Below are 23,004 nucleotides of genomic sequence, written 5' to 3' on the forward strand. Positions count from 1 at the left end.
CCGCGCCGGCCGGTCGGGGGCTGCCGACGTCACGGTCCGCGCATGGTTGCCGCGGCACCGATCACCGCCTGGCCGAGGGAGAGTCCTCCGTCGTTGGGAGGCACCCGGTGGTGGGTGAGGACTCGATAACCGCTGCTCTCCCAGTGTGCTCTCACCAGTGCGAGGAATAAACGGTTTTGGAAGACTCCTCCGGTCAGTCCGATCGTGGTCGCGCCGGTGGCGGTGGCGACCCGGTCGACGAGCGTCGCGGTCGCGGCCGCGAGGGCATGGTGGAAGCTCAGCGCGAGCGCCGCCGGTGGGATCCCGTCGCGAAGTCCGGCAACCAACCCGGACACCAGGCGGGACAGCCTGAGCTGGTCGTTCTCCACCTCCATGATCAGCGCGGCAGGGTGCGGCGCGGTCCGGGCGAGGGCCTCGAGTTCGATGGCGGCCTGCGCCTCGTAGGTGATCCGGTGCCGGACCCCGAGCAGGGAGGCGACCCCGTCGAACAGGCGGCCGGCGCTCGTCGTCCTGATACAGCCGAGACCCGAGACGAGTTGCGACTCCACGGCCGCACGCTCCGCGGCCGGGACCGCCGCCACGCACGGCAGTCCGTCGACGTCGGTGATCCCGCACTCGTGCAGCAGGGCCAGCGCCACCCGCACCGGATTGCGGACGGCGGCGTCACCACCCGGCAGGGAAAACGGCTGCACGTGTCCGACTCGCCTCGAGTCGAGGATGTCCGGGCCGACGAGCAGGAGTTCGCCGCCCCACACGGTCGTGTCGCAGCCGTACCCGGTCCCGTCGAACGCGACACCGAGCACCGTCGTCCCGACCAGTCCGTGCTCGGCCATCAACGACGCGACGTGCGCGTGGTGATGCTGCACGGTGAGCAGGGGGATGCCGGTTCGCTCGCTGTAGCGCCGGGCCCAGTGATGCGTCGAGTAGCCGGGGTGCCGGTCGGCGACCACGGCCTCCGGTGCGATGCCGTGCAGATGCGTCAACTGCCGCACCGACGTCTCGAAGGCGCGCTGACTTTCCAGGCTGCCCATGTCGCCGAGGTGCGCCGAACAGAACGCGTAGTCCTGCCGGGTCAGGCAGAAGGTGTTCTTGATTTCCGCGCCCACCGCGAGGATCTCCGGGCCGTGCGCGGGGAGCACCACCGGCAGGGGCGCGAACCCGCGGGAGCGGCGGATCGGCAGCACCGTCTCGTCCTCCACCGCGAGCACGGAATCCTCACAGGGCACCGCGATGCGGCGGTCGTGCATCAGGAACACGTCGGCGATGTCCCGCAGCCGGGTGCGGGCGTCGTCGTTGTCGAAGCACAGGGGTTCGCCGCTGAGGTTGCCGGACGTCATGACCAGCACTCGCGGTGGGTCGACGTCGCTGCCGGGTGTCCGGGTGAAGAGGAGATGGTGCAGCGGGGTGTAGGGGAGCATCACGCCGAGGTCGTCGATCCCAGGTGCGATTCCGTCGCTGACCGACGTCGTATTTCTTTTGCGCAGCAGCAGGATCGGTCTGGCGGGATGCTGCAGCAGCGCGCTCTCGGATGCGGAGATGTCGCACAGGTCGGCGGCGGCGTTCAGGTCCGCCGTCATCACCGCGAACGGTTTGTCCGGGCGGTGCTTGCGCGCCCGGAGCGTCGCGACGGCGGTGGCGTCGGCGGCATCGCACACGAGGTGGTACCCGCCGAGACCCTTGACCGCCACGACCCTGCCGTCCCGCAGCGCCTCCTGCACCGCGGTGAGGACGGCGTCGTCGCCCTCGACCCGGCGCCCGTCGATCTCGGCGAACAGGTGCGGACCGCAGTCCGGGCAGCACACCGGCTGGGCGTGGAACCGGCGGTCCGCGGGATCCCGGTACTCGGCGAGGCACGCCTCGCACAGCGGGAACTCGGTCATCGTCGTGTTGGGCCGGTCGTAGGGCAGGTCGGTGATTACCGTGAACCGCGGCCCGCAGTTGGTGCAGTTGACGAACGGATGCCGATACCGGCGATCCTGCGGATCGGCCAGTTCGCGCAGGCAGTCGGCGCACGTCGCCACGTCCGGCGACACCAGCGTCCGCGCGCCGGGAACGTGGCGGCTGTCGATGATCCGGAACGACTCGTCCCCGCGCACCGGAACCGGCTGGGCCGTCGCGTCGACGATCACCGCCATCGGCGGCGCATCCGTCCGGAGCCTGCGCACGAATTCCGACACCGCGGCCGGTTTGCCTTCGATCTCGATGAACACGCTGACGTCGTCGTTGCCGCAGTGACCGTGCAGGCCGAGACTCTCGGCCAGTCGCGCGACGAACGGGCGGAAGCCGACCCCCTGCACCACCCCGTGAACCGTGATGCGCGATCGTTCGACCGTCATCCTCGGATGTTCCCCCCGTCGAGGTGCGGGGCGCAAGAGCCCTCCATGGGCGTCCCGCCCCACAGACGCACCCTTTCTCGGTTGGCGCACTCGACATTGCGCCCTAATTCGTGCGCGCGACCCGAAAGCGAGTGCGTCTGCCGGATTACTCCCCTTCGGCGGAGCGCGCGCCCGTGACGGTGTCGATCAGCCCGTAGTCGCGCGCCTCGTCCGCGGTGAGGATCCGGTGCCCGCGCATGTCGTCGATCACCGCGTCGAGGGGCTGTCGGCACGAGTCGGCGATGCGCTGCTGCAGTCGCCGCAGTTGCTGTTCGTGATGTTCGGCGGCCGTCGCGATGTCGGACGCCGGGCCGGCGCAGGATGTCTGCGGTTCGCGCAGGTGGAAGCCGGCATGTGCCGCCGCCGTGCGCCGGTCGGCCGGCGCGAGCAGAGTCACCGCCATTCCCCGGACGTCACCCCGGCAGTGGACGTGCAGAGGCACCCCCATCAGGTCCAGCGTGTCGAGGAGCGTGGCGGCCGCGTCGACGTCGGCGTCGACCCCGTGCAGCCACAGCTGGACCTCCCCGTCGCCCGAGGCGTCGAGCAACGCCAGCGACGCCGCCGCACGGTTGGTGGCGTCTTCGTCGAGTCGGCCGGTCAGCGACACGATCCGTTTGTCGAACAGCCGCTCGGCCAGCCAGTCGGTGCCCGGCGCGCTGATCGAGGTGACGTGGACGGGTTCGCACGGCTGCCGGGGATCCGGCTGCCACGGTGTGTGGAACGGCGGGACCGACGGTGGTGTGGGTGGTGGCCAGATCATGATGGTGACTCCCGGTGCGCTGAGATCGTCCAGTCGACCGTCCGGCCCACGGCGTCCGCGTACCGTTCGAGCGTCGACAGGCGGGGGTCGACGTCGCCGCGTTCGAGTCGTGCCACGGCCGACTGGGAGGTGCCCATGTGGGCGGCGATCTCCGTCTGGGTCAGACCGCGCTCGCGTCGAGTGGTGACCAACTCGTCCAGCAGCGCTCGACGTCGATCGGACAGGTGTTCCAATCCGGGAAAGGACGTGCGTCGAGGTGGGGTCGACATACCATCGATGATATCTCGAAAACGGTATATGGAGGGGTGCTCATGGCGAAGGTTCGTGCGGCCGTCATCGGTGGCGGCATCATCGGTCTGGCGGTCGCCCGGGAACTCCTGCACCGTATGGACGGCGTCGAGGTCACCCTGTTCGAGAAGGAGACGCGGGTCGCGGCCCACCAGACCGGCCACAACAGCGGTGTCGTCCACGCCGGCCTGTACTACCCGCCGGACAGCCTGAAGGCGCGCCTCTGCAGGCGCGGAGTCACGCTGCTGCAGCAGTACGCCGAGGACAAGGGCGTGGCTTACGAGGAGTGCGGCAAAGTGGTGGTCGCCTGCGACCCGTCCGAAGTCGCGCGGATGGACGCCATCTACGAGCGGGCGATCGCCAACGGGGTTCCCGGTATCCGAAAGCTGCCGGGGGAGGAGATCCCCGAGATCGAACCCCACGCGCAGGGCGTCGCCGCTGTGTATTCGCCGCACACCGCGATCATCGACTACGTCGCGGTCGCAGAGGCTCTCGCCGCGGACATCGCCGCCGCGGGCGGACGCGTGCTCCTCGGCCGGGAGGTGGTGGGCCTGTACCGCCGGACCGCGGAAACGGTGGTCGCCACCCGGCACGGCAGCGAGGTCTTCGACCTGGTGGTCACGTGTGCCGGACTCCAGTCCGACCGGGTCGCCCTGATGTCGGGTGAACCGCGCTCACCGCGGGTGGTGCCCTTCTTCGGCGACTACTTCCTGCTCGAACCCGAGCGGTCCTCACTCGTGAAGGGGCTGATCTACCCGGTGCCGGACCCGCGGTACCCGTTCCTCGGAGTCCACCTCACCAAGCGGATCGACGGTCGGATCATGCTCGGCCCGAACGCGTTTCTCTCCTTCGGGCGGGAGGCCTACGACCGCCGGGGATGGTCGGCGTCGGACGTGATGGCGGCGGTCGGGTTCCCCGGATTCTGGCGTTTCGCGGTGCAGAACACGGCGGCGGCGGTCCGCGAGGCCCGCACCGTCCTCAGCACCGGCGAATTCGTGAAGGAGGCGCAGAAGTACGTGCCCGACGTGCGCCGGTCCGACGTCACCCGCGGGCCCCGCGGGATACGCGCTCAGGCGATGAACGCCGACGGCAGCCTCGAGGACGACTTCGTCATCACCGGGACCGACCGCGTGATCCACGTCCGGAACGCGCCGTCGCCGGGTGCGACATCGTCCCTCGCCATCGCCGAACACGTCGTGACGGAAGCGCTCGCCCGCTCTTCGGCCTGACGTCCCGTCGCCCAATGTCACACCGGTGCAGTCGAAGGAGACCACCGTGACATCGGGCGAAGGTCTACGACGGGGCGTCCCGACCGAGCGGCAGTCCGTTCTCGAGGAATTCGATGGCGCGCAGGGCGAGGGGCAGATCCCCCGGAAGCTGATCGACAACTCCGAGGACGACGCCGACGATCGCCCCGGCGAGCGCGCGGACCTCGAAATCGTCGGCGGTGCGCCCGACCCTGCGTGCCATGACGCCCGCGATCATGTCGAGGCTGCGCACCATCTCCTGCATGAGGGCGCGTCGAAGTTCCGGGACCGAGTACAGCAGTTCCTGACGGTTCTGCTCGAACTCCATGTCTGCCTCGGACAGACCGGCGAACACGGATTCGGCGGCCTTGCGGAACGCGGTGATCAGCGGGACGTCCGCCGGTTGCGCCTCGATGGCCTCGATCATGAGCGGATCGAGGTCGTCGGCGAGGACCAGTTGTTCCTTGGTGGGGAAGTACCGGAAGAACGTGCTCGGCGACACGTCGGCGGCCTCCGCGATCTGCTCGATCGTCGTCTCGGCGTAGCCCTGCTCCCGGAACAACCGAAACGCCTCGGAGCGGATCGTCAGCCGGGTGCGCGCCTTCTTCCGCTCCCGCAGGCCGGGTCGAGCATCAATGGACATGTTCCGATTCTGACTCATCCGGTTCCTGGGCTCCATCCTGCTCGGCGGCCGGGGTGTCGCGGGGTGTGAATCGTGCTGCGAGCACGACCGCGACGGCGCAGATGCCCGCGCAGATCCACAGCATGAGGCCCATCCCCGACACGAACGACGCCTGGACGTGCGCGAGTACCGACGGGTCGCCGGTCGTCTTGGCCACCGCGACCCCGGCGTTGACTCCGTCGCGAACCGGATCCACGTCCAGGTCTCCCAGTTCGGACCGGTAGCGGGTGGCGAGGACGGTGCCCAGCACCGCGACCCCGATTGTTCCGCCCGCCTGCCGCAGCGCCTGGATCAGGGCGGAGCCGGAACCGGAACGTTCGGCCGACAACGCACCCAGCGCCGCACCCATCGCCGCCGGCATCACGAAACCCATTCCCGCGCCGACGAGTGCGATCCACGCCGCCGTGAACCAGTACGCGGAATCGACGGAGGTCAGCGCGCCGGCCGCGAGACCCGCCGTGAGGAGGACGAACCCGATGACGATGACCGGCCGGGCCCCGGCCCGCCGAAGGAGTTGATCGCAGAGCCGGGTGCCGACCAGCAGTCCGCCGATCAACGGCAGCAGACGGAGGCCGCTACCGAGCGCGTCGACCCCGAGCACCGCCTGGAAGTACTGCGGCACCGTGAAGAACAGCCCGAACATCCCGAAGTTGACCAGGGTAGTGAAGATGGTGCCCCAGCGGAACCCGGGGCTGGCGAACAACGACATGTCGATCAGCGGGTGACCCGACCGCCGTTCCCACATCGCGAACAGTCCGAGCACCACCACGCCCGACGCGATCGACGTCAAGGCCAGTGCGTCACCCCAGCCGTCCTGACCGGACTTGATGAAACCGTAAGTGAGGCTGAGCAATCCGAGCGAAGACAGTGCGGCGCCGAGATAGTCGGTGGTCGATCGCACTTCGCTGCGCGATTCCGGTACCAGGGCCGCGACGGCGATCGCGCCGACGACGACGAGCGGCACGTTGATCAGGAACACCGATCCCCACCAGAAGTTCTCGAGCAGCCAGCCGCCGAGGATCGGCCCGAGGGGCAGGCCGATCGCGGTCGACGTCACCCAGATCGTCAATGCCCGCGACCGTTCGTCCGCGTCGGGGAACAGGACGGGCAGCACCGCCATCGACAGCGGCATCATCACGGCGGCTCCCAGCCCGAGCAGCGTGCGTCCGGCGATCAGCTGACCCGACGTGCTCGCGTAGCTGCAGAGCAGCGACGCGATTCCGAACAGAACGAGGGCGCCGAGCAGCAGTTTCTTGCGGCCGTAGCGGTCACCGAGCGCCCCGGCCGGCAGGAGCGCTGCGGCGAGCACCAGCGTGTACGCCGAGCTGAACCATTGCAGTTGCGAGTTGTCCGCGCCGAGATCGACTGCCAGCGTCGGCAGCGCCACCGTCAGCACCGTGATGTCGAGGCCGATGGTCAGCATGGCCACGGACAGGGCTCCGAGCGCCCACCAGCGGCGAGGGACGACCTCGATTACCGTCGTTTCACTCATGACAGCTCCACTCGAAAGGAAGTTACTATATTTTGATAGTAGCTTTCACTTTGTGGCTGTCAAGGGCTGGGACTGCTGGGTCAGCGCCGGCGCATCTGCAGGGTGAAGCCCTCGGGCATGAGGGTGAGCCGTTCGGCGACCTTCAACCGGTAGTCGGGGTCGCCCACGATGTCGTAGCGGCGCAGGATCGTCCCGAGAACCAGCACCGCCTCGTGGAGAGCGAACTGTCTTCCGATGCAGGCGCGCTCGCCCGTCCCGAACGGCTTGTACACGTGCGCGGGACGGGACCGGATGCGCTCGGGCAGGAAATTGTCGGGGTCGAACGCCTCGGGGTTCTCGCCCCACACTGGGTCGCGGTGCAGGGCGGGGATGAGGACGAGGACCCAGTCGCCGACCTTCATCGGGTACTTGCCCACGAGGGTGGTGTCGACGGTCGCCTCCCTGCCGTACGCGGGAGCGGTCGGCCACAGCCGCAACGATTCGTCCAGCACCCGGCGCACGTAGCGGAGCTTGGCGATCTGCTCGAACGCCGGTTCGTCGTCACCCCAGACGGCGTCGACCTCCGCCTGCGCCCTCGCGAGCACCTCTGGGTGCCGCGACAGGTAGTAGAGGGCGAACGACAGTGCGCCCGAAGTGGTCTCGTGTCCCGCCACCAGGAACGTGACCACCTGGTGGCGGATGTTCAACTCGTCGATCCGGTTGGGGTCGTCCTCCCGGGCAGCCCGCAGCATGAGTTCGAGCAGGTCCTCGGGGCCCGCCTCGGCGCTGTCCCGGCGGGCGCGGATCACCTCGTCGACGACCTCGGCCATGTGCTCCAGGTTGGCGACGTTGCGGCGATCCGACCGTCGCGCCAGCAGTCGTCCGAGCGCCGAGGACTTCACGAAAGTGGTGCGCTGCGAATGGCTCAGCGCCCCGACCATCGCCTGCACGAACGGGTGCGGACGCTCCCGGGTGAACGAGTCGAACGAGTAACTGAAGCCGGTGCGTCCGATGGTCTCGAGCGTCAGCTTCGTCATGTCGGACGACACGTCGACGGGGGTGCCGTCCGCGCGGAGGTCCCAGTGTTCCGTCAGTTCGCCCGCGACATCCAGCATCGTGCGGTGATACGAGCGCATCGCGGATTTCGTGAACGCCGGGGCGAGCAGGTTGTGCGCCTTGCTCCAGTTCGGCTCGTGGTTGTACGCGGTGAACAGTCCGTCGCCGCCGACCTCGCGCAGCGACGCGACGCCGGGCGCCAGGTGCTTCGCGAACCGGGATTCGTCGGAGAGTTCCGCCGCCATGTCTGCACCGGACGCGAACACGAACCGGTTGCCGAGGACGTTGCGCTCGAAGATGGGCCCGAGCCTGCTGCCGATCTCCATCGAATTCTGCAGGGGAGTGCGGATGCTGATCCCGAAGACGTCGCCGACGACGGGAAGCCGCCATCGAGGATGCGGGATGGTCGCCTCCGCCGTGGTGTGCAGTGATCCGACGCTCATTGTCGACCCCCGTGTCGATGTGGGCTGCGTTACTGAATTGGTGTCTAGTACGCAAGGTACGCCTTACTGAACCGGTGTCAAGCAGTACCGTGACTGGCATGACCAGCGCCCGTCGTCGCCTCGCTCCCGAGCAGCGCCGCGCGCAACTGCTCGACATCGGCGCGCGGCTGTTCGCGGACCGCCCGTACGAGGACGTCTGGATCGAGGAGGTCGCGGAACTCGCCGAGGTGTCGCGCGGTTTGATGTACCACTACTTCCCGACGAAGCGGGATTTCTTCGCCGCGATCGTCGAACGCGAATCCGACAGGTTGCTCGAGGTGACGGCACCCGACTCCACACTCCCCGTCGAGGAACAGGTCGCGGCCGGCCTCGACGCGTACTTCGAGCACGTCGCCGGACACCGGCACGGCGTCCGGGCCATCAACCACGGGGCGCTGTCGGCCGACGCCGACATCCGGGCCATCGTCGAGCGGGAACTCGACGCCCAGCAGCGGCGCATCGTCGACGCGCTCGATCCCCCCGACAGTGAGCGGGAACTCGTCGGCGTCGCGGTGCGTGGATGGATCGCCTTCGTCCGCGCCGTCTGCATGGACTGGCTCGACCACCCGTCGATCGCGGAGAGCGAGCTACGTGAACTCTGCCTCCGCTCGCTCCGGGGCATGCTGGGTGGGCGGCTCGACTGAGCCACCCCCGGTTACCGGTCGGCCACAGCCGAGGGGGCCGGACACGGCTGCCGCCTCCCGGTCCGGGCGAAGGTGTGAATGTCGATGACGTGTAGTCAAAGGGTAGCACTGAAATAAATCAGTTGATATATTTAAGCTGAAATCCCTTCTGTGATCAAGGAGATCCCGCATGAGTGCACCCACCGTTACGCCGCAGGACCGGACGGAGCCGGTGAAGACCGAGGCGGAACTGCGTCGTGAACTCGCGGCGGTGTACCGCCTGCTGGCGCATTTCAAGATGACCGACCTGATCTTCACGCACGTCTCGGTTCGGCTTCCCGGACCCGAACATCACTTCCTGATCAACCCGTACGGCCTCCTCTTCGAGGAGATCACCGCCTCCAACCTGGTGAAGATCGGACTCGACGGCGAACTCGTCGAACCGTCCGAATACCGCGTCAACCCTGCGGGATTCGTGATCCACGGAGCGATCCACGAGGCCCGGGCGGATGCGCAGTGCGTGCTGCACACGCACACGAAGGCCGGGTGCGCGGTCGCCGCGCAGGAGCACGGACTGCTGCCGTTGAATCAGATCTCGATGGAGTTCTACAACCGGGTCGGCTACCACGACTACGAGGGCATCGCGCTCAACATGGCCGAACGGGAACGTCTGGTCGAGGACCTCGGGAACCACCCCGCGATGATCCTGCGCAATCACGGACTGCTCACCGTGGGCGAGTCGCCCGCCGAGGCGTTTCTGCGAATGTTCTATCTGGAGAAGGCCTGCGACATCCAGATCGCCGCCCAGGCGTCGGGGGAACTGCGGGTGCCCTCGCCCGAGATCGCCGAGCGCACCGCGCGGCAGTTCGCCGGCGAGGCGGCCACGGACGACTACACCGACGATCAGGCCTACGAGATGGCGTGGGCGGCTCTGCTGCGGTTGCTGGATCGGACCGCCCCCGACTACAAGGACTGACGGAAGCGATCACATCCCCGGTGCGGCAACGACTCCCACCGGGGATGTGCCCGTCAGGACCGCCGCGACGTTGTGCGCGGACTGCCGTGCCAGTGTCTGCGCGACCTGCGGTGAGTACCACGCGGCGTGCGGTGTGATCACGAGGTTGGGGATCGTCAGGGCCGGATCATCCTGTGCGGGTGGTTCGTTCGGCAGCACGTCGACGGCGGCCCCGGCCAGGTGGCCGGCGCACAGCGCTGCCCCCAGCGCGTCGTGGTCGACGAGACCGCCGCGGGAGACGTTCACCAGATACGCGCCGCGGGTCATCGCGGACAGGGCGCGCGCGTCGATCAGCCCCCGCGTCTCGGACGTGAGGGGAACGTGCAGGCTCAGGACGTCGGAGCGGCGCAGCAGATCCTCGAACCCGACCACCTCGACGCCCTCGGCCGCCAGTTCCCCGGCTCGGTCGCTCAGACCGCGGCCGCTGACGAGCACGGTCATCCCCACCGCCCGGGCCCGCTCGGCAAAAGCGGCGGCGGTCCGGCCGAAACCGTAGAGGCCCAGCACGGTTCCCGCGATTCGCCGCGGCGGGGCGGCGGTCACGTCCCAGCCGCCCGCGTGCACCGACCTGTCGAGGGTATGGGTGGAACGGAGCAGGCCGAGGGTGAGCGCGAGCGCGTGGTCCGCGACCTCCTCGGTGCAGTAGTCCACGGCCCGCGTCACCCACAGACCGCGTTCGCGTGCCGCCGGCACCGGCAGGTGGTCGTATCCGGCGGAGGTGGCCGACAGCAGTCGCAGGTCCGGGAGGTCCGACAAGTGCCGGGGCTCGAGCCCGGTGATCTCCGGTCCGACGAGAAGCGCGATGATGCCGGGGCCGCACGGGATCTCGGACTGGTGCACCACCTCGACGGAGATGCCCTCGGTGGCAAGCGAATCGGACAGCTCTCGGGAGGGTATGAAGTCGTCGAGGACGACGACGCGGTCGGTCACGTGACTGCCCCCGCGTCCTCGGTGGTCCGTCGCACGGCGGCGTCGACGCAGCGGGCGGCCACATCCCCGGTGCTGATCGCGTCCATGACAACGGGATCCAGGATGGCCTGCAACGCAAGACCGTCGGTCAGTGCCACCAGTGCGACGGTGACGGCGTCCGCGTCGAGGTCGGCGGAGACGGTGCCGTCCTGCTGTGCGGCGACGACCGCCCCGCGCACGACGCCCCGCCACCGGGCGAGGAAGGCGGCGATCTCACCGCGCGCCGTTTCCTCGGCCGCGCCCTCCGCGTAGAAGAACAGGAACACGCGGGTCATCGCCAGTCGGCGTTCGTCGAGCGGCAGGATGCTGGCGGTGATGTTCCGTAGCTTCTCGATCGGGCCGGCGCCCTCCTCGTCGAGGATCGCGCGATACAGGTCGCCCTGGATGTCGCCGGCCCGGCGAAGCGCCGCGAGGAGCAGTTCGTGCCGGGACCCGAAGTAGTGGTTCAACACTCCGGTCGACCACCCGCTCTCCTCCGCCACCGCGCGCGTGGTGACGGCGGAGATCCCCTCCCGGGCGATCAACGCGAGAACGGCGTCGGCGAGCGCCAGTCTCCGCTCGTCGTGGTCGACGATCTTCGGCACGATCTTTCCTCCCGTTAGTACGCGCTGTCGCCAATCAGGCTATCGGTGCCGGGGCCCGCTCCGGCTCTTCCTCCTCCTCGGCTTTTCCCGATACCCGCGCATTCCACACCGACATGACGTTCGCCGGGGTTGGTGTGGTGAACAGGCTGGTCGCCACGAACACCAGCAGTGCGCTGACGAGTCCGACGTACACGGGCTCGTTGGCCATGACGTCGCCGACGACGAACATCGTCGCGATGGTCGCCACGGTGCCCACCGCCATCGCGGCCATGGCGGCCGTTCCGGTGGCGCGCTTCCAGACCAGTCCGCCGAGGATGGGGACGAGGAGCCCGCCGACCAGGATGTCGTAGGCGATGGTCAGCGCGGACACGATGTCGTTGATGAGTGCCGCGATCACGATACTGACGAGGCCGATCACGATCACGTAGAGGCGGTTGCCGCGCACGTCGGCTTCCGGGTCGGACGTGTCGAGTTCGGGCCGGGTCCGGCCGAAGATCTGGGCGATCAGCGGCAGGACGTCCTGCCGGGCCACCGTGGCGGTGGCGATCAGGGCGCCGGACGCGGTCGACATCATCGCGGCGACCGCGGCGGCGAGAACGATGCCGCTGAGACCGACGGGCAGGACGTGCACGGCGACGTCGGCGTACACGTCGTCGGACGAACCGATGTCGGGCATGAGGGCCGACGCGGCCAGGCCGATCAGCGCGCCCGCGACGCCGTACAGCAGGCAGTAGATACCGGCGGTGATGCCGCCCCAGCGTGCGACCTCCGGCGACTTCGCGGTGAACACGCGCTGCCAGATGTCCTGGCCGATGAGGATGCCGAGGGTGTAGACGACGAAGAACGTGATGATGGTGCCGGTGCCGATGGTGCCGAGCCCGAGTGCCTGCTCGCCCACACGTTCCTTGATGCCGGCGTAGCCGCCGGCCTTGCTCCAAGTGAACGGGAGAAGCAGGACGAAGACGCCGATGGTCTTGATGACGAACTGCACGACGTCGGTGAGCGTGATCGACCACATGCCGCCCATCGCGGAGTAGGCGACGACGATGAGGCCGCCGAGGACGACCGACAGGGTCCGGTCGAATCCGAACAGGACGTTGAAGATGGTGGCGTAGGCGATCGTCGAGGTGACGGTGAGCATGAGGGTGTACGCCATCATCACGAGGCCTGATGCTCCGGTGGCGTCGATGCCGTAGCGGAGTTTGAGCATGCCGGAGACGGTGTAGACCTTCAGTCGCTGGATCCGCGCGGCGAAGAGCAGGCTGAGCAGCAGCACACCCGCGGCGATCGACACGACCAGCCACATTCCGGAGATGCCGTACTTGTAGCCGAGGCCGACGCCGCCGACGGTGGAGGCGCCGCCGATGACGACGGCCGCCATGGTGCTGGTGTACAGGAATCCGCCGAGGCGTCGGCCTGCGACGAGGTACTCGCTGGAGTTGCTCGCCCGCCGTTTGCCCCACCAGCCGAACGCGAGCATCGCGCCCAGGTAGATCAGGATGATGGTGATGTCCATGGTGCGTCCTCACGTGGTCCTAGCGGATCGGTCGGTGCGGGTCTCGTCAGACCGTTGCTTAGACCGTAGGAGAACATTGACGTGAAATAAATCACTTGATACAAATAATCACTTCAGAAAATCCTGAAGTAACGGTGCGAGCCAGCTCACACCCTGTTTTCGACCCGCCGGAGGAGTGCGATGCGCAGCGCGTTGCCCGATCTGAAACTCCTCCAGATCTTCGCGTCCGTCGTCCGCCACCAGGGGTTCGCGCCGGCACAGCAGGAACTCGGACTGTCGGCGTCGGCGATCAGTACCTACATGAGCCAGCTCGAACGGCACCTCGGCATCGTGCTGTGCCACCGCGGCCGCGGCGGGTTCGGCCTCACCAGCAAGGGCGAGCTCTACCACAAGGAATGCTTGCGCATCCTCGGCGAACTCGAGGGTTTCGAACGCTACGGCGCCGCGTTGCAGGGTGAACTGCGGGGAACGCTCACCATCGGGGTTCTCGATTCCACCGTCACCGACGCCACCCTGCCGCTCGCCGACGTGATCGGGGTCTTCAGTAAGGACCACCCCGCCGTCTACCTCGACCTGAAGATCCAGACCCCACACGAACTGCAGGTCGGGGTGCTCGACGATCGCATCGACGTCGCGGTCGGTGCGTTCGCCTCACCGATGAACGGCCTCGTCTCCCAGGCGCTGCACCGCGAGCAGCACTGGCTGTACTGCAGCGACAAGCATCCGCTGTTCGGCCGGAAGCGGGTGCCGCCCGAAGTCATCACGCAACAGCGGATGGTGACGCGCGGCTACTGGTCCGAGCAGGAACTCGCCCGCCAGGGGTTTCCCCAGCCCTCGGCGACGGTGGAGAACATGGAGGCGCAGCTCATTCTCGTGCTGTCCGGCGCGTACATCGGCTACCTGCCCGAGCACTACGCGGAGTACTGGGTCGACCGGAACCGGCTGCGTCCGATCCTGCCCGCGTCGTTCGGCTATCAGGCACCGTTCTCGCTGATCTACCGGCGTGGTCGGGCCCGCGAACCGATGGTCCTCACGTTCCGCGAGTTCGTCCGGACCAGCATGGGCAGCTGACTTCGCTGCTCAGGCGGTGGGGGAGCCCAGTTCCGCCGACAGTGCACGGCAGCGCTCGGCGAGGACGAGTCCGTGCTGCGCGCACAGGGCGTCGTCGAGGCGGAAAGTCGGCCCGACGACGCTGAGGGCGCCCACGATCCGTCCCACCGCGTCGTAGATCGGGGCCGCCACACCGGTCGAGTGGTCCTCGATGGTGTCGTGGGCGATCGCGTACCCCTCACTCTGCAGGTCGCCGCGCAGCGCGGCACCGACGGCCGTGCCCACCAGCGGCACCGTCTGGCCCACCCAGCCCATGTGCCGAATGGCGTGGGTGCCCTCGATCTGTGCGAGATACAGGGCCGTGCCTTTCGGGCCGTGGGTCGACAGGTAGGTGGATTCGCGGGTCTCCTCCGCGATCGCGACCATCGCCGGGCGGGCACGGGACAGCAACTGGTTGTCGCTGATCGCCTGGGCACCGATCTGCAGGAGCCGCGGCCCGGCCCGGTAGACGTTGTCGTCGCCGCGGACGAGGAACTCGCTCTGCTCCATGCTGCGGATGAGGCGCAGCGCCGTGCTCGTCGCGAGACCGGCAGCCTTGGCCGCGTCGCCCAGGGTCAGCCCGCCCTGCTCGGTGATCGCGCCGAGCAGTTCGAAGGTGCGGCTCGCGCTGCGCGTCACATCTCCGGGGGCCATGGGTCTCTCCTGACGGTCGCGGGTGTCGGCGTGAATCTACCGTGAGCCGATCTCGGACAGCAGGGGTTGCCGGTGTTCGTCGAGGAGCGGGCTGCGGCGGACCCCGGGGCGCTCGCTGTCGCCGAACACGACCGGCTGCCGGACGTAGTCGATGGTTCCCGCGACCGGATGATCGAACGACTCCACCAGCCCGCGATGCCGGCTCTGCTCCGACGACAACGCCTGTTCGACATTCCAGATCTCGGAGCTCGCCAGCCCGGCCGCACCGAGCACGGCGACCACCTCGGCCACCGTCTTGTCCTTCGCCCAGATCTCGATCTCCGCGCGCATGGCCGGTTCGTGATCGGTGCGGGAGGTGTCGTCGGCGAAACGGTTGTCGCCGAGCAGGTCTGCACGATCCATGGTGTGCGCCAGCTTCTCGAACCCGGCCTGGCTCGCGACGGCGAGGACGAACAGACCGTCCGACGCCCGGTACGTGTCGAACGGGGTGGAGACGGGATGGCGATTGCCCACCCCCACCGGCGTCACCCCGGACGCCTGCAACTGGCTGTGCGCGGTGGGGAGCATCGCCAGCATGCTGTCGAACATGGCGACGTCGAGATGTTGTCCCACACCCGATTCCCGGATGCCGACCAGCGCGGAGCTGATGCCCCACGCCGCGAACAGTCCGGCAACGAGGTCACCGAACGATTCGCCGAGCCGGGTCGGCCCGGATTCGGGTGAACCCGTGATGCTCATGATCCCGGACATCGCCTGCACCACGAGGTCGTAAGCGGCCGAACCCGCGAGCGGCCCGTCCTGCCCGAAACCGGAGATGGACGCGTAGACGAGACGGGGGTTGCGGGCATGCACGGCGTCGTAGTCGATGCCGAGCCGGGTGGTCACGCCGGGCCGGAAGTTCTCGACCAGAACATCCGCCGTGTCGAGGAGATCGAACAGCACCTGCCGATCCGCCTCGTCCTTGAGGTTCAGTGCCAGCGAGCGCTTTCCGCGGTTGAGCACGTTGAAGTAGATGCTCTCGCCGTCGCGGAACGGTCCGAGGTGCCGCGAGTCCTCGCCGGCGGCGGGCTCGATCTTGATCACGTCGGCGCCGGCGTCCGCGAGCAGAGCTGTGCAGTACGGTCCGGCCAGGACGCGGGAGAGATCGACGACGCGGATGCCGTCGAGGGGAGGCAGGGTAGGCATGGCGGTCGGCCCTTCTCAGAAGTCGGTGGAGCGCGGGGAGGGCGCGTTGGACGCGATGGTGAGCAACTGGATCTGCGAGGTTCCCTCGAAGATCCGCAGGATCCGGCAGTCGCGGTAGAGGCGTTCGATCTCGGATTCGCGCATGAAGCCGGCGCCGCCGTGAATCTGCACCGTCTGGTCGACGATCGAGAAGCAGGCCTCGGTGGCCACGTACTTCGACACGGACGCGGCGCGGCGCAGGTCGGCCCCGGCGTCCTTCACGTCCGCCGCCCAGTCCGCGGTGACGCGGGAGGCCACGAGTTGCGCGTCGCACGCGCCCAGCAGCAGCTGGATCGCCTGGAACTCGGCGATGGGGTGGCCGAACTGCTTGCGCTCCGCCGCGTAGGAGCGGCCCAGTTCCCAAGCACGCAACGCGATTCCGTTGGCCATCGCGGCCACGTCGATGCGGGCGCGGTTGAGGGCGGTGAGCGCGATGTTGCCGCCGCGACCCTCGGTTCCCACCACGGCGTCGTGGGGGAGCACCACGTCGTCGAGGTAGACGGTGTAGGTGGGTGCCGACCGGATTCCGAGCTTGTCCTGCGGCTCCGAGTAACTCACGCCCGGTGTGTTCCGGGGGAGGACGAACGCGGTGATGCCGCGGAAGCCTGCGGACGGATCGGTCTTGGCGAAGAGGACGACCAGATCGGCCTCCTTGGCATTGGAGATGTACGTCTTCGAGCCGGACAGGTGCCACCCGTCGTCCTCGCGCCGCGCGGTCGTGCGCATGGACGCGATGTCGGAGCCGGCGTCCGGTTCGGTGAGGGCGAACCCGGCGAGCAGTTCGCCGGAGGCGAGCCGGGGAAGCCAGCGACACTTCTGCTCCTCGGTTCCGCCGACGAGGATCGGCTCGAGCCCCAGGTAGTGCGCGGTGTAGATCGAGGCGAGGGCGGCGTCGGTGCGGGCCACCTCCTCGATCGCGATCAGCTGCGTCTTGGTGGACAGGCCCAGTCCGCCGAACTCCTCGGGTACCGAGATCCCCATGAGGTCCTGCTCGCCCAGTCGCTTCACCAGCTCCGCCGGGAACTCGCGCGTCTCGTCACGGAACGCCGCGCCGGGATGGATCTCGCGGTTGGCGAACGCGCGCACCGTGGTGCGGAACTCGGCGGCATCGAGCAGCTGATCGGTCACGGGAACTCCTGTCGAAAGAGGCAATATTGCCATCTAGTGAAATAGCAATGCCACTTAGTGGCATCTCGACTATGAAGGAGATCGCCGAATTTGTCCAGGAGCGGCCGGGTGTCTACAGCGAAGGAGCGGGTACTCGACTACGGACGGGCACTCCACATCCCGTCCGGCACGGCAGAGGGCGGCACAATGCGCGTGATCACAGGCGGACTCGTCGCCGCGGGCATCGCTGTCGGCGGCGCACTTGCCGGCGCGGGCACGGCCGGAGGCGAACCCATCCCGTCCGGCACCTATCAGGGAACGACCACCGCACCCGCAGGTGAGGTGATCTGGAAGGGGAAGACCTTCCAGGAGGGCACGGTCGTCAACAACTTCGCGTTCGGCCTGACCGGACTCGCGGGCACGACCTCGCAGGACGGGAACGGAAACACCGTCATCGATTACAGCCCATCGGGACTGGGGTTCCTGACCGACAGGATTTCCCCCAACGCAGACGGGACCTACAGCGGGGCCGTGTACGTCAACGGCAACCAGGTGGGAAGTTTCGGCCTGTCGAGGTAGTTCCGAGCAGGCCTACTACGACAACGAGGCCGCACCCCTCGGGTGCGACCTCGTCGTCACAGTGTCATCGGGGCGTCGGTCAGACGGCCCGGACATTCTGGGCCTGCGGGCCCTTCTGGCCCTGTCCGACCTCGAACTCCACCCGCTGGTTCTCCTCCAGCGACTTGTAGCCGCTGCCCGAGATCTCGGAGTAATGAACGAACACGTCCGCGCTGCCGTCGTCCGGCGCTATGAACCCGAAGCCCTTCTCACTGTTGAACCACTTCACAACACCCTGCGCCATACCGTTCACTCCCTGCAGTTGCCGCCCGGGACCTCACATCGAGATCCCGTTCGCGTGGATATCATCCTCGCATCCTGGCGCGCGTGCTTCCAGTGCAACGCCCACGATTCCTGCGGATATCGGTCGTCGGGCCCGGTCTGTGGAGGAAATTTCCCCCACGACCGATGATTCTGCCCGTCGACGGCGGTCCTACGTTCGACCCGACATCACAGCCCGAGGAGACCCGATGAACCCGATATCGACCGCCACCGCCAACACAGGAACCCTGCAGGTCCCCGGTGCGAGCCTGTACTACGAGGTTCGCGGCGCAGGCCCCCTCGTGGTGCTCGTGGGCGCCCCGATGGACGCAGATTCCTTCGCAGCGGCGGCCGATCTGCTCGCCTCCGACTACACGGTGGTCACCACGGATCCCCGGGGCATCCACCGCAGCCCGGTCGACGACCGCGAGCGGGATTCGACCCCCGAGATGCGCGCCGACGACCTCGCCCGCATCCTGACGCACCTCGACGCCGGACCGGCCGCCGTCTTCGGCTCCAGCGGCGGCGCCGTCAGCGCGCTCGCACTCGTGCAGGCGCATCCCGAACTCGTGCACACCGTGGTCGCGCACGAACCGCCGCTGGACGAGTTGCTCGACGACCGTGAGGAACTGCGGGTGAAGACCGACGACATCATCGACGCGCACCTCTCCGGCGACGTCGTAGGGGCGTGGAGGAAGTTTCTCGCCCTGGCGAACATTCACCTGCCCGAAGAGGTGTTTCAGCAGATGTTCGCGGGCGAGCGTGATGCGCAGACGGAGGCGGACGAGTACTTCCAGCATGCGCACATGCTGCGCCCGACCACCCGCTGGTGCCCGGACGTCGCCGCCCTGCGCTCGGTGACGACCCGTGTGCTGGTCGGCCTCGGTGAGGAATCGGACGGCCAGCTCTGCGACCGCACCTCACGGGCGCTCGCCGCGGAACTCGGCATCGAACCCACCCTGTTCCCCGGCGGACACATCGGTTTCGCCGAGGATCCGGCCTCGTTCGCCCCTCGTCTGCGCGCCGTGCTGCGGGAGGGCTGAGCGGACGGTCGTGGGCGACCTCAGCGGACGATCGGAACCCGCTTCGTGACGATCCGATGGATCAACCGGGCGGCGGTGCGGGCGGTGCGGTTGTCGACGTCGAACGACGGATTGAGTTCGGCCACATCGCACACGGCGAGCTTGCCGCTGGCGGCGACGGCGTCGCACACGAATTGGATCGTCTCCGCAGGCACGCCGAACGCGGCCGGGGCGCTCACTCCCGGCGCAACCGCGGCGGGAAGGACGTCCAGGTCGATGGTGAGGTAGACCAGATCGACGTCCGAGAGGAACTCGCTGACGAAGACGGCCACGCGGTGCCGGTCGGAGACCGAGCAGTCGTCGTCCAGGAGATACCGCACGTCGTACCCGCGTGCGGTGTCGAACAGCGCGGTGGTGTTGCTCGGCTGGCTGATGCCGAGCACGGAGTACTGCAGGGCGGTGCCCGCCGCATGCTCTTGTTCGAGGATCTGCCGAAAGGGAGTGCCCGAACTCGGAACCGGATCGGACCGCAGGTCGAAGTGGGCGTCCAGGTTCAGGATCCCGATCCGCCGCGTGGGTGTGCGGACGGCCGACTGCGCCAGTCCGAGATAGGTTCCGAAGGCAACCTCGTGGCCGCCGCCGAGGACCACCGGGAACTGGCCCGCGTCGAGGGTGGCGGCAACCACGGAGCCGAGTGCCATCTGCCCCGCTTCGAGACGGTTGTCGGTGACCGCGACGGTGCCGGCGTCGTACGCGCGGAGCGGTTCGGCCAGTGCCATCGAGGACAGCGCGGCCCGCAACGCGTCCGGACCGCGGGCCGCTCCGCGGCGTCCCTTGTTCCGCTCCACGCCCTCGTCGCTCGCGAAGCCGACGAACACGCAGGCGCCGGGCTCGGAGTCGTCGTGAAGCGGCGTCACCGCCTGGTGCCAGCGGAGGTGGTGAGTCGACGTGCCGTCCTCCCTGCCGATCCAGGGGGGTGGGGGAATCAGCAGGTTCTCCATCATCGCAGGGCCCTTTCCTTCTCGTGGATGGTGCGCGCGGACCAAGCGAGTTCGCCTCCGCGCCACACATCGCTGACCAGGGGGACGCCGGGTCGGTAGGCCAAGTGTAGGTAGGACGGCGCGTCGAGGGCGAGGACATCGGCCCGCGCGCCGGGACGGAGGACGCCGATGTCCTCGCGTTGCAGCGCGCGGGCGCCGCCAGCCGTTGCCGCCCAGATCGCCTCGTCGGGCGTCATGTGCATGTCGCGCACCGCGATCGCGATACAGAACGGCAGGCTGGTGGTGTAGCTGGTGCCGGGGTTGCAGTCTGCCCCCAGCGCCACCGTGACCCCTGCGTCGAGCAGGGCGCGGGCGTCCGGGTACTTGTTCCGGGTGGAGAAGTCCGCACCCGGCAGCAGGGTGGCGACGGTCGAACTCTGTGCCAGCGCGTCGATGTCGGCCTGCGTGGTGTAGCAGACGTGGTCGACGGACGCGGCCCCCAGCTCGACAGCGAGCTGGACGCCGGGACCTTCGCGGAGCTGGTTGCCGTGGACTCGGGGGATCAGCCCCTTCGCCATCCCGGCGGTGAGAACGGCGTGCGCCTGGTCGCGGTCGAACGCACCGGTCTCGCAGAACACGTCGATCCACTTCGCCTGCGGTGCACACGCATCGATCATCTCCGCGCACACCATCGCGACGTAGTCGTCGGCCCGGCCCGCGTACTCCGGCGGCGGAACGTGCGCGGCGAGCAGCGTCACCTCGTCGGTGAGAGACGCCGCGATCCTCGTGCTGCGCAGTTCGTGTTCGACCGACTGCCCGTATCCGGTCTTGCATTCCACGGTGGTGCTGCCCGACCGCAGGGATTCGTCGAGCAGCCGCCGCGTATTCGACTGCAACTGTTCGTCGGTCGCGTTGCGGGTGGCCTCGATCGTGTTGCGGATACCACCGGCCGCGTACGGCTGCCCTGCCATCCGAGCCGCGAATTCCTCCGCCCGTTCCCCGCCGAACACGAGGTGCGAGTGGCTCTCCACGAAGCCCGGCAGCACCGCCCGGCCGTCGAGATCGTGCCCGAAGTCCGCGGCCGGTACCGAGTCGGCGCGGCCGACCCAGGCCACCACGCCGCCGTCGAAGACGACGGCGGCGTCGCGGATCAGCCCGAGCGGACCTTCCCCCACTGTCGGGTCGTTGGTCACCAGGGTGCCGATGCCGGTCAGCGCTGTGGAGCGGGAGGTGTTCGCTGTCACTGCTGTTCCTTCCAGTGGTTCGAAAATGCGGTCGCTCGGGCCTGCGGTCATCCTTCGGACATCGGCACGCGCACGCCGCGCTCCTTGGCGACGTCGATCGCGTGGTCGTAGCCGGCGTCGACGTGCCGGATGACGCCCATTCCCGGATCGTTGGTCAAGACCCGCTCGAGCTTCTCGGCGGCCAGGTCGGTGCCGTCCGCGATGCACACCTGACCGGCGTGGATGGAGCGTCCCATGCCGACGCCGCCGCCCTGGTGGATGGACACCCACGACGCCCCGGACGCGGTGTTGACCAGTGCGTTGAGCAGCGGCCAGTCGGCGATCGCGTCGGAACCGTCGAGCATCGACTCGGTCTCGCGGTACGGGGACGCTACCGATCCGGAGTCGAGGTGGTCGCGGCCGATGGCGACGGGTGCGGACAGCTCACCGGACGCCACCATCTCGTTGAACTTCAGGCCGGCCTTGTGCCGTTCGCCGTAGCCGAGCCAGCAGATGCGGGCGGGCAGACCCTCGAACGCCACTTTCTCGCCAGCCATCGTGATCCAGCGCTTCAGGTGCTCGTTCTCGGGGAACAGTTCGAGGATCGCCTTGTCGGTGGCGGCGATGTCCTTCGGGTCGCCCGACAGCGCGGCCCAGCGGAACGGGCCGAGGCCCTCCTCGAACAGCGGGCGGATGTACGCGGGCACGAAGCCGGGGAAGTCGAACGCGCGGTAGTAGCCGGCCTTGCGGGCCTCGTCGCGGATGGAGTTGCCGTAGTCGAACACCTCGGCGCCCTTGTCGAGGAAGCCGACCATCGCGGCGACGTGGCGGGCCATCGACGCGCGGGAGTCCTCGGTGAACTTCACCGGGTCCTTGTCGGCCATCGCCTTCATGTCGGCGAAATCGATCCCGAGCGGCAGGTACGACAGCGGGTCGTGGGCCGACGTCTGGTCGGTGACGATGTCGATGGGGGCGTTCATGGCCAGCAGTTCGGGGAAGATCTCCGCGGCGTTGCCCTCCAGGCCGATGGACAGCGGGCGCTTCGCGTCGCGCGCCTCGATCGCGAGGCGCAGCGCGTCGTGGATGTCGGTGGCCTTGGTGTCGAGGTACTTGTGCGCGATCCGGCGGTCGATGCGGGTGACGTCGCAGTCGACGCAGATCGCGACGCCGTCGTTCATGGTCACGGCCAGGGGCTGGGCGCCGCCCATGCCGCCGAGTCCGGCCGTCAGGGTGATGGTGCCGGCGAGCGTGCCGCCGAAGCGCTTGCGGCCGACCGCGCCGAACGTCTCGTACGTGCCCTGCAGGATGCCCTGCGTGCCGATGTAGATCCACGACCCGGCCGTCATCTGCCCGTACATGATCAGGCCGAGTGCGTCGAGCTTGCGGAACTCCTCCCAGTTGGCCCAGTCGCCCACCAGGTTCGAGTTCGCGAGGAGCACGCGGGGAGCCCACTCGCTGGTGCGGAAGACACCGACCGGCTTGCCGGACTGCACCAGCATCGTCTCGTCCGACTTCAGCGTCTTCAGCGTCCGGACCATCGCGTCGAACGCCTCCCAGCTGCGTGCGGCCTTGCCGGTGCCGCCGTAGACGACGAGGGAGTCGGGATGCTCGGCGACCTCGGGGTCGAGGTTGTTCATCAGCATGCGCAGGGCGCCTTCTTGCTGCCAGCCGAGTGTCGTCAGTTCGGTGCCGCGGGGCGCCGACACGTGGCGGGGACCGGAAACCGGAGGCGTCGTGGTGGTCATGTCGTGTACTCCT

At 68.4% G+C, this 23,004-nt stretch carries 22 protein-coding genes; 6 read left to right on the forward strand and 16 right to left on the reverse strand.

What is annotated here, in order from left to right:
- Positions 1 to 29 precede the first annotated feature (29 nt).
- The 3 genes from hypF to RJ1_RS01605 all read right to left on the reverse strand — a co-directional run bounded on the left by hypF (position 30) and on the right by RJ1_RS01605 (position 3,404).
- The gene (gene hypF / locus RJ1_RS01595) at positions 30 to 2,336 is read right to left on the reverse strand and encodes a carbamoyltransferase HypF (protein WP_073358148.1); all 2,307 of its coding nucleotides are present in this window, start codon (positions 2,334 to 2,336) and stop codon (positions 30 to 32) included.
- A 145-nt stretch (positions 2,337 to 2,481) separates the two neighbouring features.
- The gene (locus RJ1_RS01600; RefSeq protein WP_073358149.1) at positions 2,482 to 3,135 is read right to left on the reverse strand and encodes an ATP-dependent Clp protease proteolytic subunit; all 654 of its coding nucleotides are present in this window, start codon (positions 3,133 to 3,135) and stop codon (positions 2,482 to 2,484) included.
- Positions 3,132 to 3,404: a helix-turn-helix domain-containing protein gene (locus tag RJ1_RS01605; protein ID WP_073358150.1), complete on the reverse strand. Its 273-nt coding sequence runs from the start codon at positions 3,402 to 3,404 to the stop codon at positions 3,132 to 3,134. Before RJ1_RS01605 ends, RJ1_RS01600 begins: the two co-directional genes overlap by 4 nt.
- A 42-nt stretch (positions 3,405 to 3,446) precedes the next feature.
- Here RJ1_RS01605 and lhgD point away from each other — a divergent pair, with 42 nt between their 5' ends.
- Positions 3,447 to 4,652, forward strand: a complete 1,206-nt coding sequence (gene lhgD / locus RJ1_RS01610) for an L-2-hydroxyglutarate dehydrogenase (protein WP_073358151.1) — start codon at positions 3,447 to 3,449, stop codon at positions 4,650 to 4,652.
- A 64-nt stretch (positions 4,653 to 4,716) separates the two neighbouring features.
- On the opposite strand, the gene RJ1_RS01615 is transcribed toward lhgD, so the two are convergent.
- The 3 genes from RJ1_RS01615 to RJ1_RS01625 form a co-directional block, all read right to left on the reverse strand.
- Positions 4,717 to 5,313 (reverse strand): acyl-CoA-like ligand-binding transcription factor, encoded by a 597-nt coding sequence (locus RJ1_RS01615; RefSeq protein WP_073358152.1) that lies wholly within the window; start codon positions 5,311 to 5,313, stop codon positions 4,717 to 4,719.
- Positions 5,303 to 6,844, reverse strand: a complete 1,542-nt coding sequence (locus RJ1_RS01620) for an MFS transporter (protein ID WP_073358153.1) — start codon at positions 6,842 to 6,844, stop codon at positions 5,303 to 5,305. Before RJ1_RS01620 ends, RJ1_RS01615 begins: the two co-directional genes overlap by 11 nt.
- 80 nt (positions 6,845 to 6,924) lie before the next feature.
- Complete coding sequence (locus tag RJ1_RS01625; RefSeq protein ID WP_073358154.1) at positions 6,925 to 8,322, reverse strand: cytochrome P450; 1,398 nt, start codon at positions 8,320 to 8,322, stop codon at positions 6,925 to 6,927.
- A gap of 98 nt (positions 8,323 to 8,420) precedes the next feature.
- On the opposite strand from RJ1_RS01625, the gene RJ1_RS01630 reads away from it, so the two are divergent.
- Positions 8,421 to 9,005, forward strand: coding sequence for a TetR/AcrR family transcriptional regulator (locus RJ1_RS01630; RefSeq protein ID WP_073358155.1), 585 nt, complete (start codon positions 8,421 to 8,423; stop codon positions 9,003 to 9,005).
- A gap of 169 nt (positions 9,006 to 9,174) precedes the next feature.
- Complete coding sequence (locus RJ1_RS01635; RefSeq protein ID WP_073358156.1) at positions 9,175 to 9,960, forward strand: class II aldolase/adducin family protein; 786 nt, start codon at positions 9,175 to 9,177, stop codon at positions 9,958 to 9,960.
- A gap of 9 nt (positions 9,961 to 9,969) precedes the next feature.
- On the opposite strand, the gene RJ1_RS01640 is transcribed toward RJ1_RS01635, so the two are convergent.
- Genes RJ1_RS01640 through RJ1_RS01650 form a run of 3 tightly spaced genes read right to left on the reverse strand, consistent with a single transcriptional unit; the run spans position 9,970 to position 13,068 of the window.
- Complete coding sequence (locus RJ1_RS01640; protein WP_073358157.1) at positions 9,970 to 10,929, reverse strand: C-terminal binding protein; 960 nt, start codon at positions 10,927 to 10,929, stop codon at positions 9,970 to 9,972.
- A complete protein-coding gene (locus tag RJ1_RS01645) occupies positions 10,926 to 11,552 on the reverse strand; it encodes a TetR/AcrR family transcriptional regulator (RefSeq protein WP_073358158.1) in 627 nt (208 codons plus the stop codon). Before RJ1_RS01645 ends, RJ1_RS01640 begins: the two co-directional genes overlap by 4 nt.
- A gap of 34 nt (positions 11,553 to 11,586) precedes the next feature.
- Positions 11,587 to 13,068 carry a sodium:solute symporter family protein gene (locus RJ1_RS01650; protein ID WP_073358159.1) on the reverse strand — a complete coding sequence of 494 codons (1,482 nt, stop codon included), beginning with the start codon at positions 13,066 to 13,068 and terminating at the stop codon, positions 11,587 to 11,589.
- A gap of 180 nt (positions 13,069 to 13,248) precedes the next feature.
- Here RJ1_RS01650 and RJ1_RS01655 point away from each other — a divergent pair, with 180 nt between their 5' ends.
- Positions 13,249 to 14,139 (forward strand): LysR family transcriptional regulator, encoded by an 891-nt coding sequence (locus RJ1_RS01655; protein ID WP_073358160.1) that lies wholly within the window; start codon positions 13,249 to 13,251, stop codon positions 14,137 to 14,139.
- Between the two features lie 9 nt (positions 14,140 to 14,148).
- On the opposite strand, the gene RJ1_RS01660 is transcribed toward RJ1_RS01655, so the two are convergent.
- From RJ1_RS01660 to RJ1_RS01670, 3 genes are read right to left on the reverse strand one after another with little or no spacing between them, the layout of a single operon-like run.
- Positions 14,149 to 14,811 carry an IclR family transcriptional regulator gene (locus RJ1_RS01660; protein ID WP_073358161.1) on the reverse strand — a complete coding sequence of 221 codons (663 nt, stop codon included), beginning with the start codon at positions 14,809 to 14,811 and terminating at the stop codon, positions 14,149 to 14,151.
- Between the two features lie 36 nt (positions 14,812 to 14,847).
- Positions 14,848 to 15,996 carry a CaiB/BaiF CoA transferase family protein gene (locus tag RJ1_RS01665; protein WP_073358162.1) on the reverse strand — a complete coding sequence of 383 codons (1,149 nt, stop codon included), beginning with the start codon at positions 15,994 to 15,996 and terminating at the stop codon, positions 14,848 to 14,850.
- Between the two features lie 15 nt (positions 15,997 to 16,011).
- Positions 16,012 to 17,163: an acyl-CoA dehydrogenase family protein gene (locus RJ1_RS01670; RefSeq protein WP_083400523.1), complete on the reverse strand. Its 1,152-nt coding sequence runs from the start codon at positions 17,161 to 17,163 to the stop codon at positions 16,012 to 16,014.
- Between the two features lie 108 nt (positions 17,164 to 17,271).
- Between RJ1_RS01670 and RJ1_RS01675 the strand changes: the two genes are divergently transcribed.
- Positions 17,272 to 17,721: a hypothetical protein gene (locus tag RJ1_RS01675; protein WP_240319790.1), complete on the forward strand. Its 450-nt coding sequence runs from the start codon at positions 17,272 to 17,274 to the stop codon at positions 17,719 to 17,721.
- Between the two features lie 79 nt (positions 17,722 to 17,800).
- Here the strand turns inward: RJ1_RS01675 and cspE are convergent, their stop codons facing one another.
- Positions 17,801 to 18,004: a transcription antiterminator/RNA stability regulator CspE gene (cspE, locus tag RJ1_RS01680; RefSeq protein WP_005244612.1), complete on the reverse strand. Its 204-nt coding sequence runs from the start codon at positions 18,002 to 18,004 to the stop codon at positions 17,801 to 17,803.
- Positions 18,005 to 18,230: 226 nt separating this feature from the next.
- Here cspE and RJ1_RS01685 point away from each other — a divergent pair, with 226 nt between their 5' ends.
- Positions 18,231 to 19,064, forward strand: a complete 834-nt coding sequence (locus RJ1_RS01685; protein ID WP_073358164.1) for an alpha/beta fold hydrolase — start codon at positions 18,231 to 18,233, stop codon at positions 19,062 to 19,064.
- Between the two features lie 20 nt (positions 19,065 to 19,084).
- On the opposite strand, the gene hutG is transcribed toward RJ1_RS01685, so the two are convergent.
- From hutG to hutU, 3 genes are read right to left on the reverse strand one after another with little or no spacing between them, the layout of a single operon-like run.
- The gene (hutG, locus tag RJ1_RS01690) at positions 19,085 to 20,047 is read right to left on the reverse strand and encodes a formimidoylglutamase (RefSeq protein WP_073358165.1); all 963 of its coding nucleotides are present in this window, start codon (positions 20,045 to 20,047) and stop codon (positions 19,085 to 19,087) included.
- Positions 20,044 to 21,267, reverse strand: a complete 1,224-nt coding sequence (hutI, locus tag RJ1_RS01695) for an imidazolonepropionase (RefSeq protein WP_073358351.1) — start codon at positions 21,265 to 21,267, stop codon at positions 20,044 to 20,046. Before hutI ends, hutG begins: the two co-directional genes overlap by 4 nt.
- 47 nt (positions 21,268 to 21,314) lie before the next feature.
- A complete protein-coding gene (hutU, locus tag RJ1_RS01700) occupies positions 21,315 to 22,991 on the reverse strand; it encodes a urocanate hydratase (protein WP_073358166.1) in 1,677 nt (558 codons plus the stop codon).
- Positions 22,992 to 23,004: the final 13 nt, after the last annotated feature.

The sequence above is a fragment of the Rhodococcus jostii NBRC 16295 genome (assembly GCF_001894825.1).
GTDB lineage: Bacteria > Actinomycetota > Actinomycetes > Mycobacteriales > Mycobacteriaceae > Rhodococcus_F > Rhodococcus_F jostii.

Excerpts from the sequence above, each read along its gene's own strand:
- cspE (WP_005244612.1), bottom strand. The coding sequence starts at position 18,004 with ATGGCGCAGGGTGTTGTGAAGTGGTTCAACAGTGAGAAGGGCTTCGGG.
- RJ1_RS01600 (WP_073358149.1), bottom strand. The coding sequence starts at position 3,135 with ATGATCTGGCCACCACCCACACCACCGTCGGTCCCGCCGTTCCACACA.
- RJ1_RS01665 (WP_073358162.1), bottom strand. The coding sequence starts at position 15,996 with ATGCCTACCCTGCCTCCCCTCGACGGCATCCGCGTCGTCGATCTCTCC.
- RJ1_RS01620 (WP_073358153.1), bottom strand. The coding sequence starts at position 6,844 with ATGAGTGAAACGACGGTAATCGAGGTCGTCCCTCGCCGCTGGTGGGCG.
- RJ1_RS01685 (WP_073358164.1), top strand. The coding sequence starts at position 18,231 with ATGAACCCGATATCGACCGCCACCGCCAACACAGGAACCCTGCAGGTC.
- lhgD (WP_073358151.1), top strand. The coding sequence starts at position 3,447 with ATGGCGAAGGTTCGTGCGGCCGTCATCGGTGGCGGCATCATCGGTCTG.
- RJ1_RS01605 (WP_073358150.1), bottom strand. The coding sequence starts at position 3,404 with ATGTCGACCCCACCTCGACGCACGTCCTTTCCCGGATTGGAACACCTG.
- RJ1_RS01615 (WP_073358152.1), bottom strand. The coding sequence starts at position 5,313 with ATGTCCATTGATGCTCGACCCGGCCTGCGGGAGCGGAAGAAGGCGCGC.
- RJ1_RS01655 (WP_073358160.1), top strand. The coding sequence starts at position 13,249 with ATGCGCAGCGCGTTGCCCGATCTGAAACTCCTCCAGATCTTCGCGTCC.
- RJ1_RS01635 (WP_073358156.1), top strand. The coding sequence starts at position 9,175 with ATGAGTGCACCCACCGTTACGCCGCAGGACCGGACGGAGCCGGTGAAG.
- hutG (WP_073358165.1), bottom strand. The coding sequence starts at position 20,047 with ATGATGGAGAACCTGCTGATTCCCCCACCCCCCTGGATCGGCAGGGAG.
- RJ1_RS01650 (WP_073358159.1), bottom strand. The coding sequence starts at position 13,068 with ATGGACATCACCATCATCCTGATCTACCTGGGCGCGATGCTCGCGTTC.
- hypF (WP_073358148.1), bottom strand. The coding sequence starts at position 2,336 with ATGACGGTCGAACGATCGCGCATCACGGTTCACGGGGTGGTGCAGGGG.
- RJ1_RS01630 (WP_073358155.1), top strand. The coding sequence starts at position 8,421 with ATGACCAGCGCCCGTCGTCGCCTCGCTCCCGAGCAGCGCCGCGCGCAA.
- RJ1_RS01660 (WP_073358161.1), bottom strand. The coding sequence starts at position 14,811 with ATGGCCCCCGGAGATGTGACGCGCAGCGCGAGCCGCACCTTCGAACTG.
- hutU (WP_073358166.1), bottom strand. The coding sequence starts at position 22,991 with ATGACCACCACGACGCCTCCGGTTTCCGGTCCCCGCCACGTGTCGGCG.
- RJ1_RS01625 (WP_073358154.1), bottom strand. The coding sequence starts at position 8,322 with ATGAGCGTCGGATCACTGCACACCACGGCGGAGGCGACCATCCCGCAT.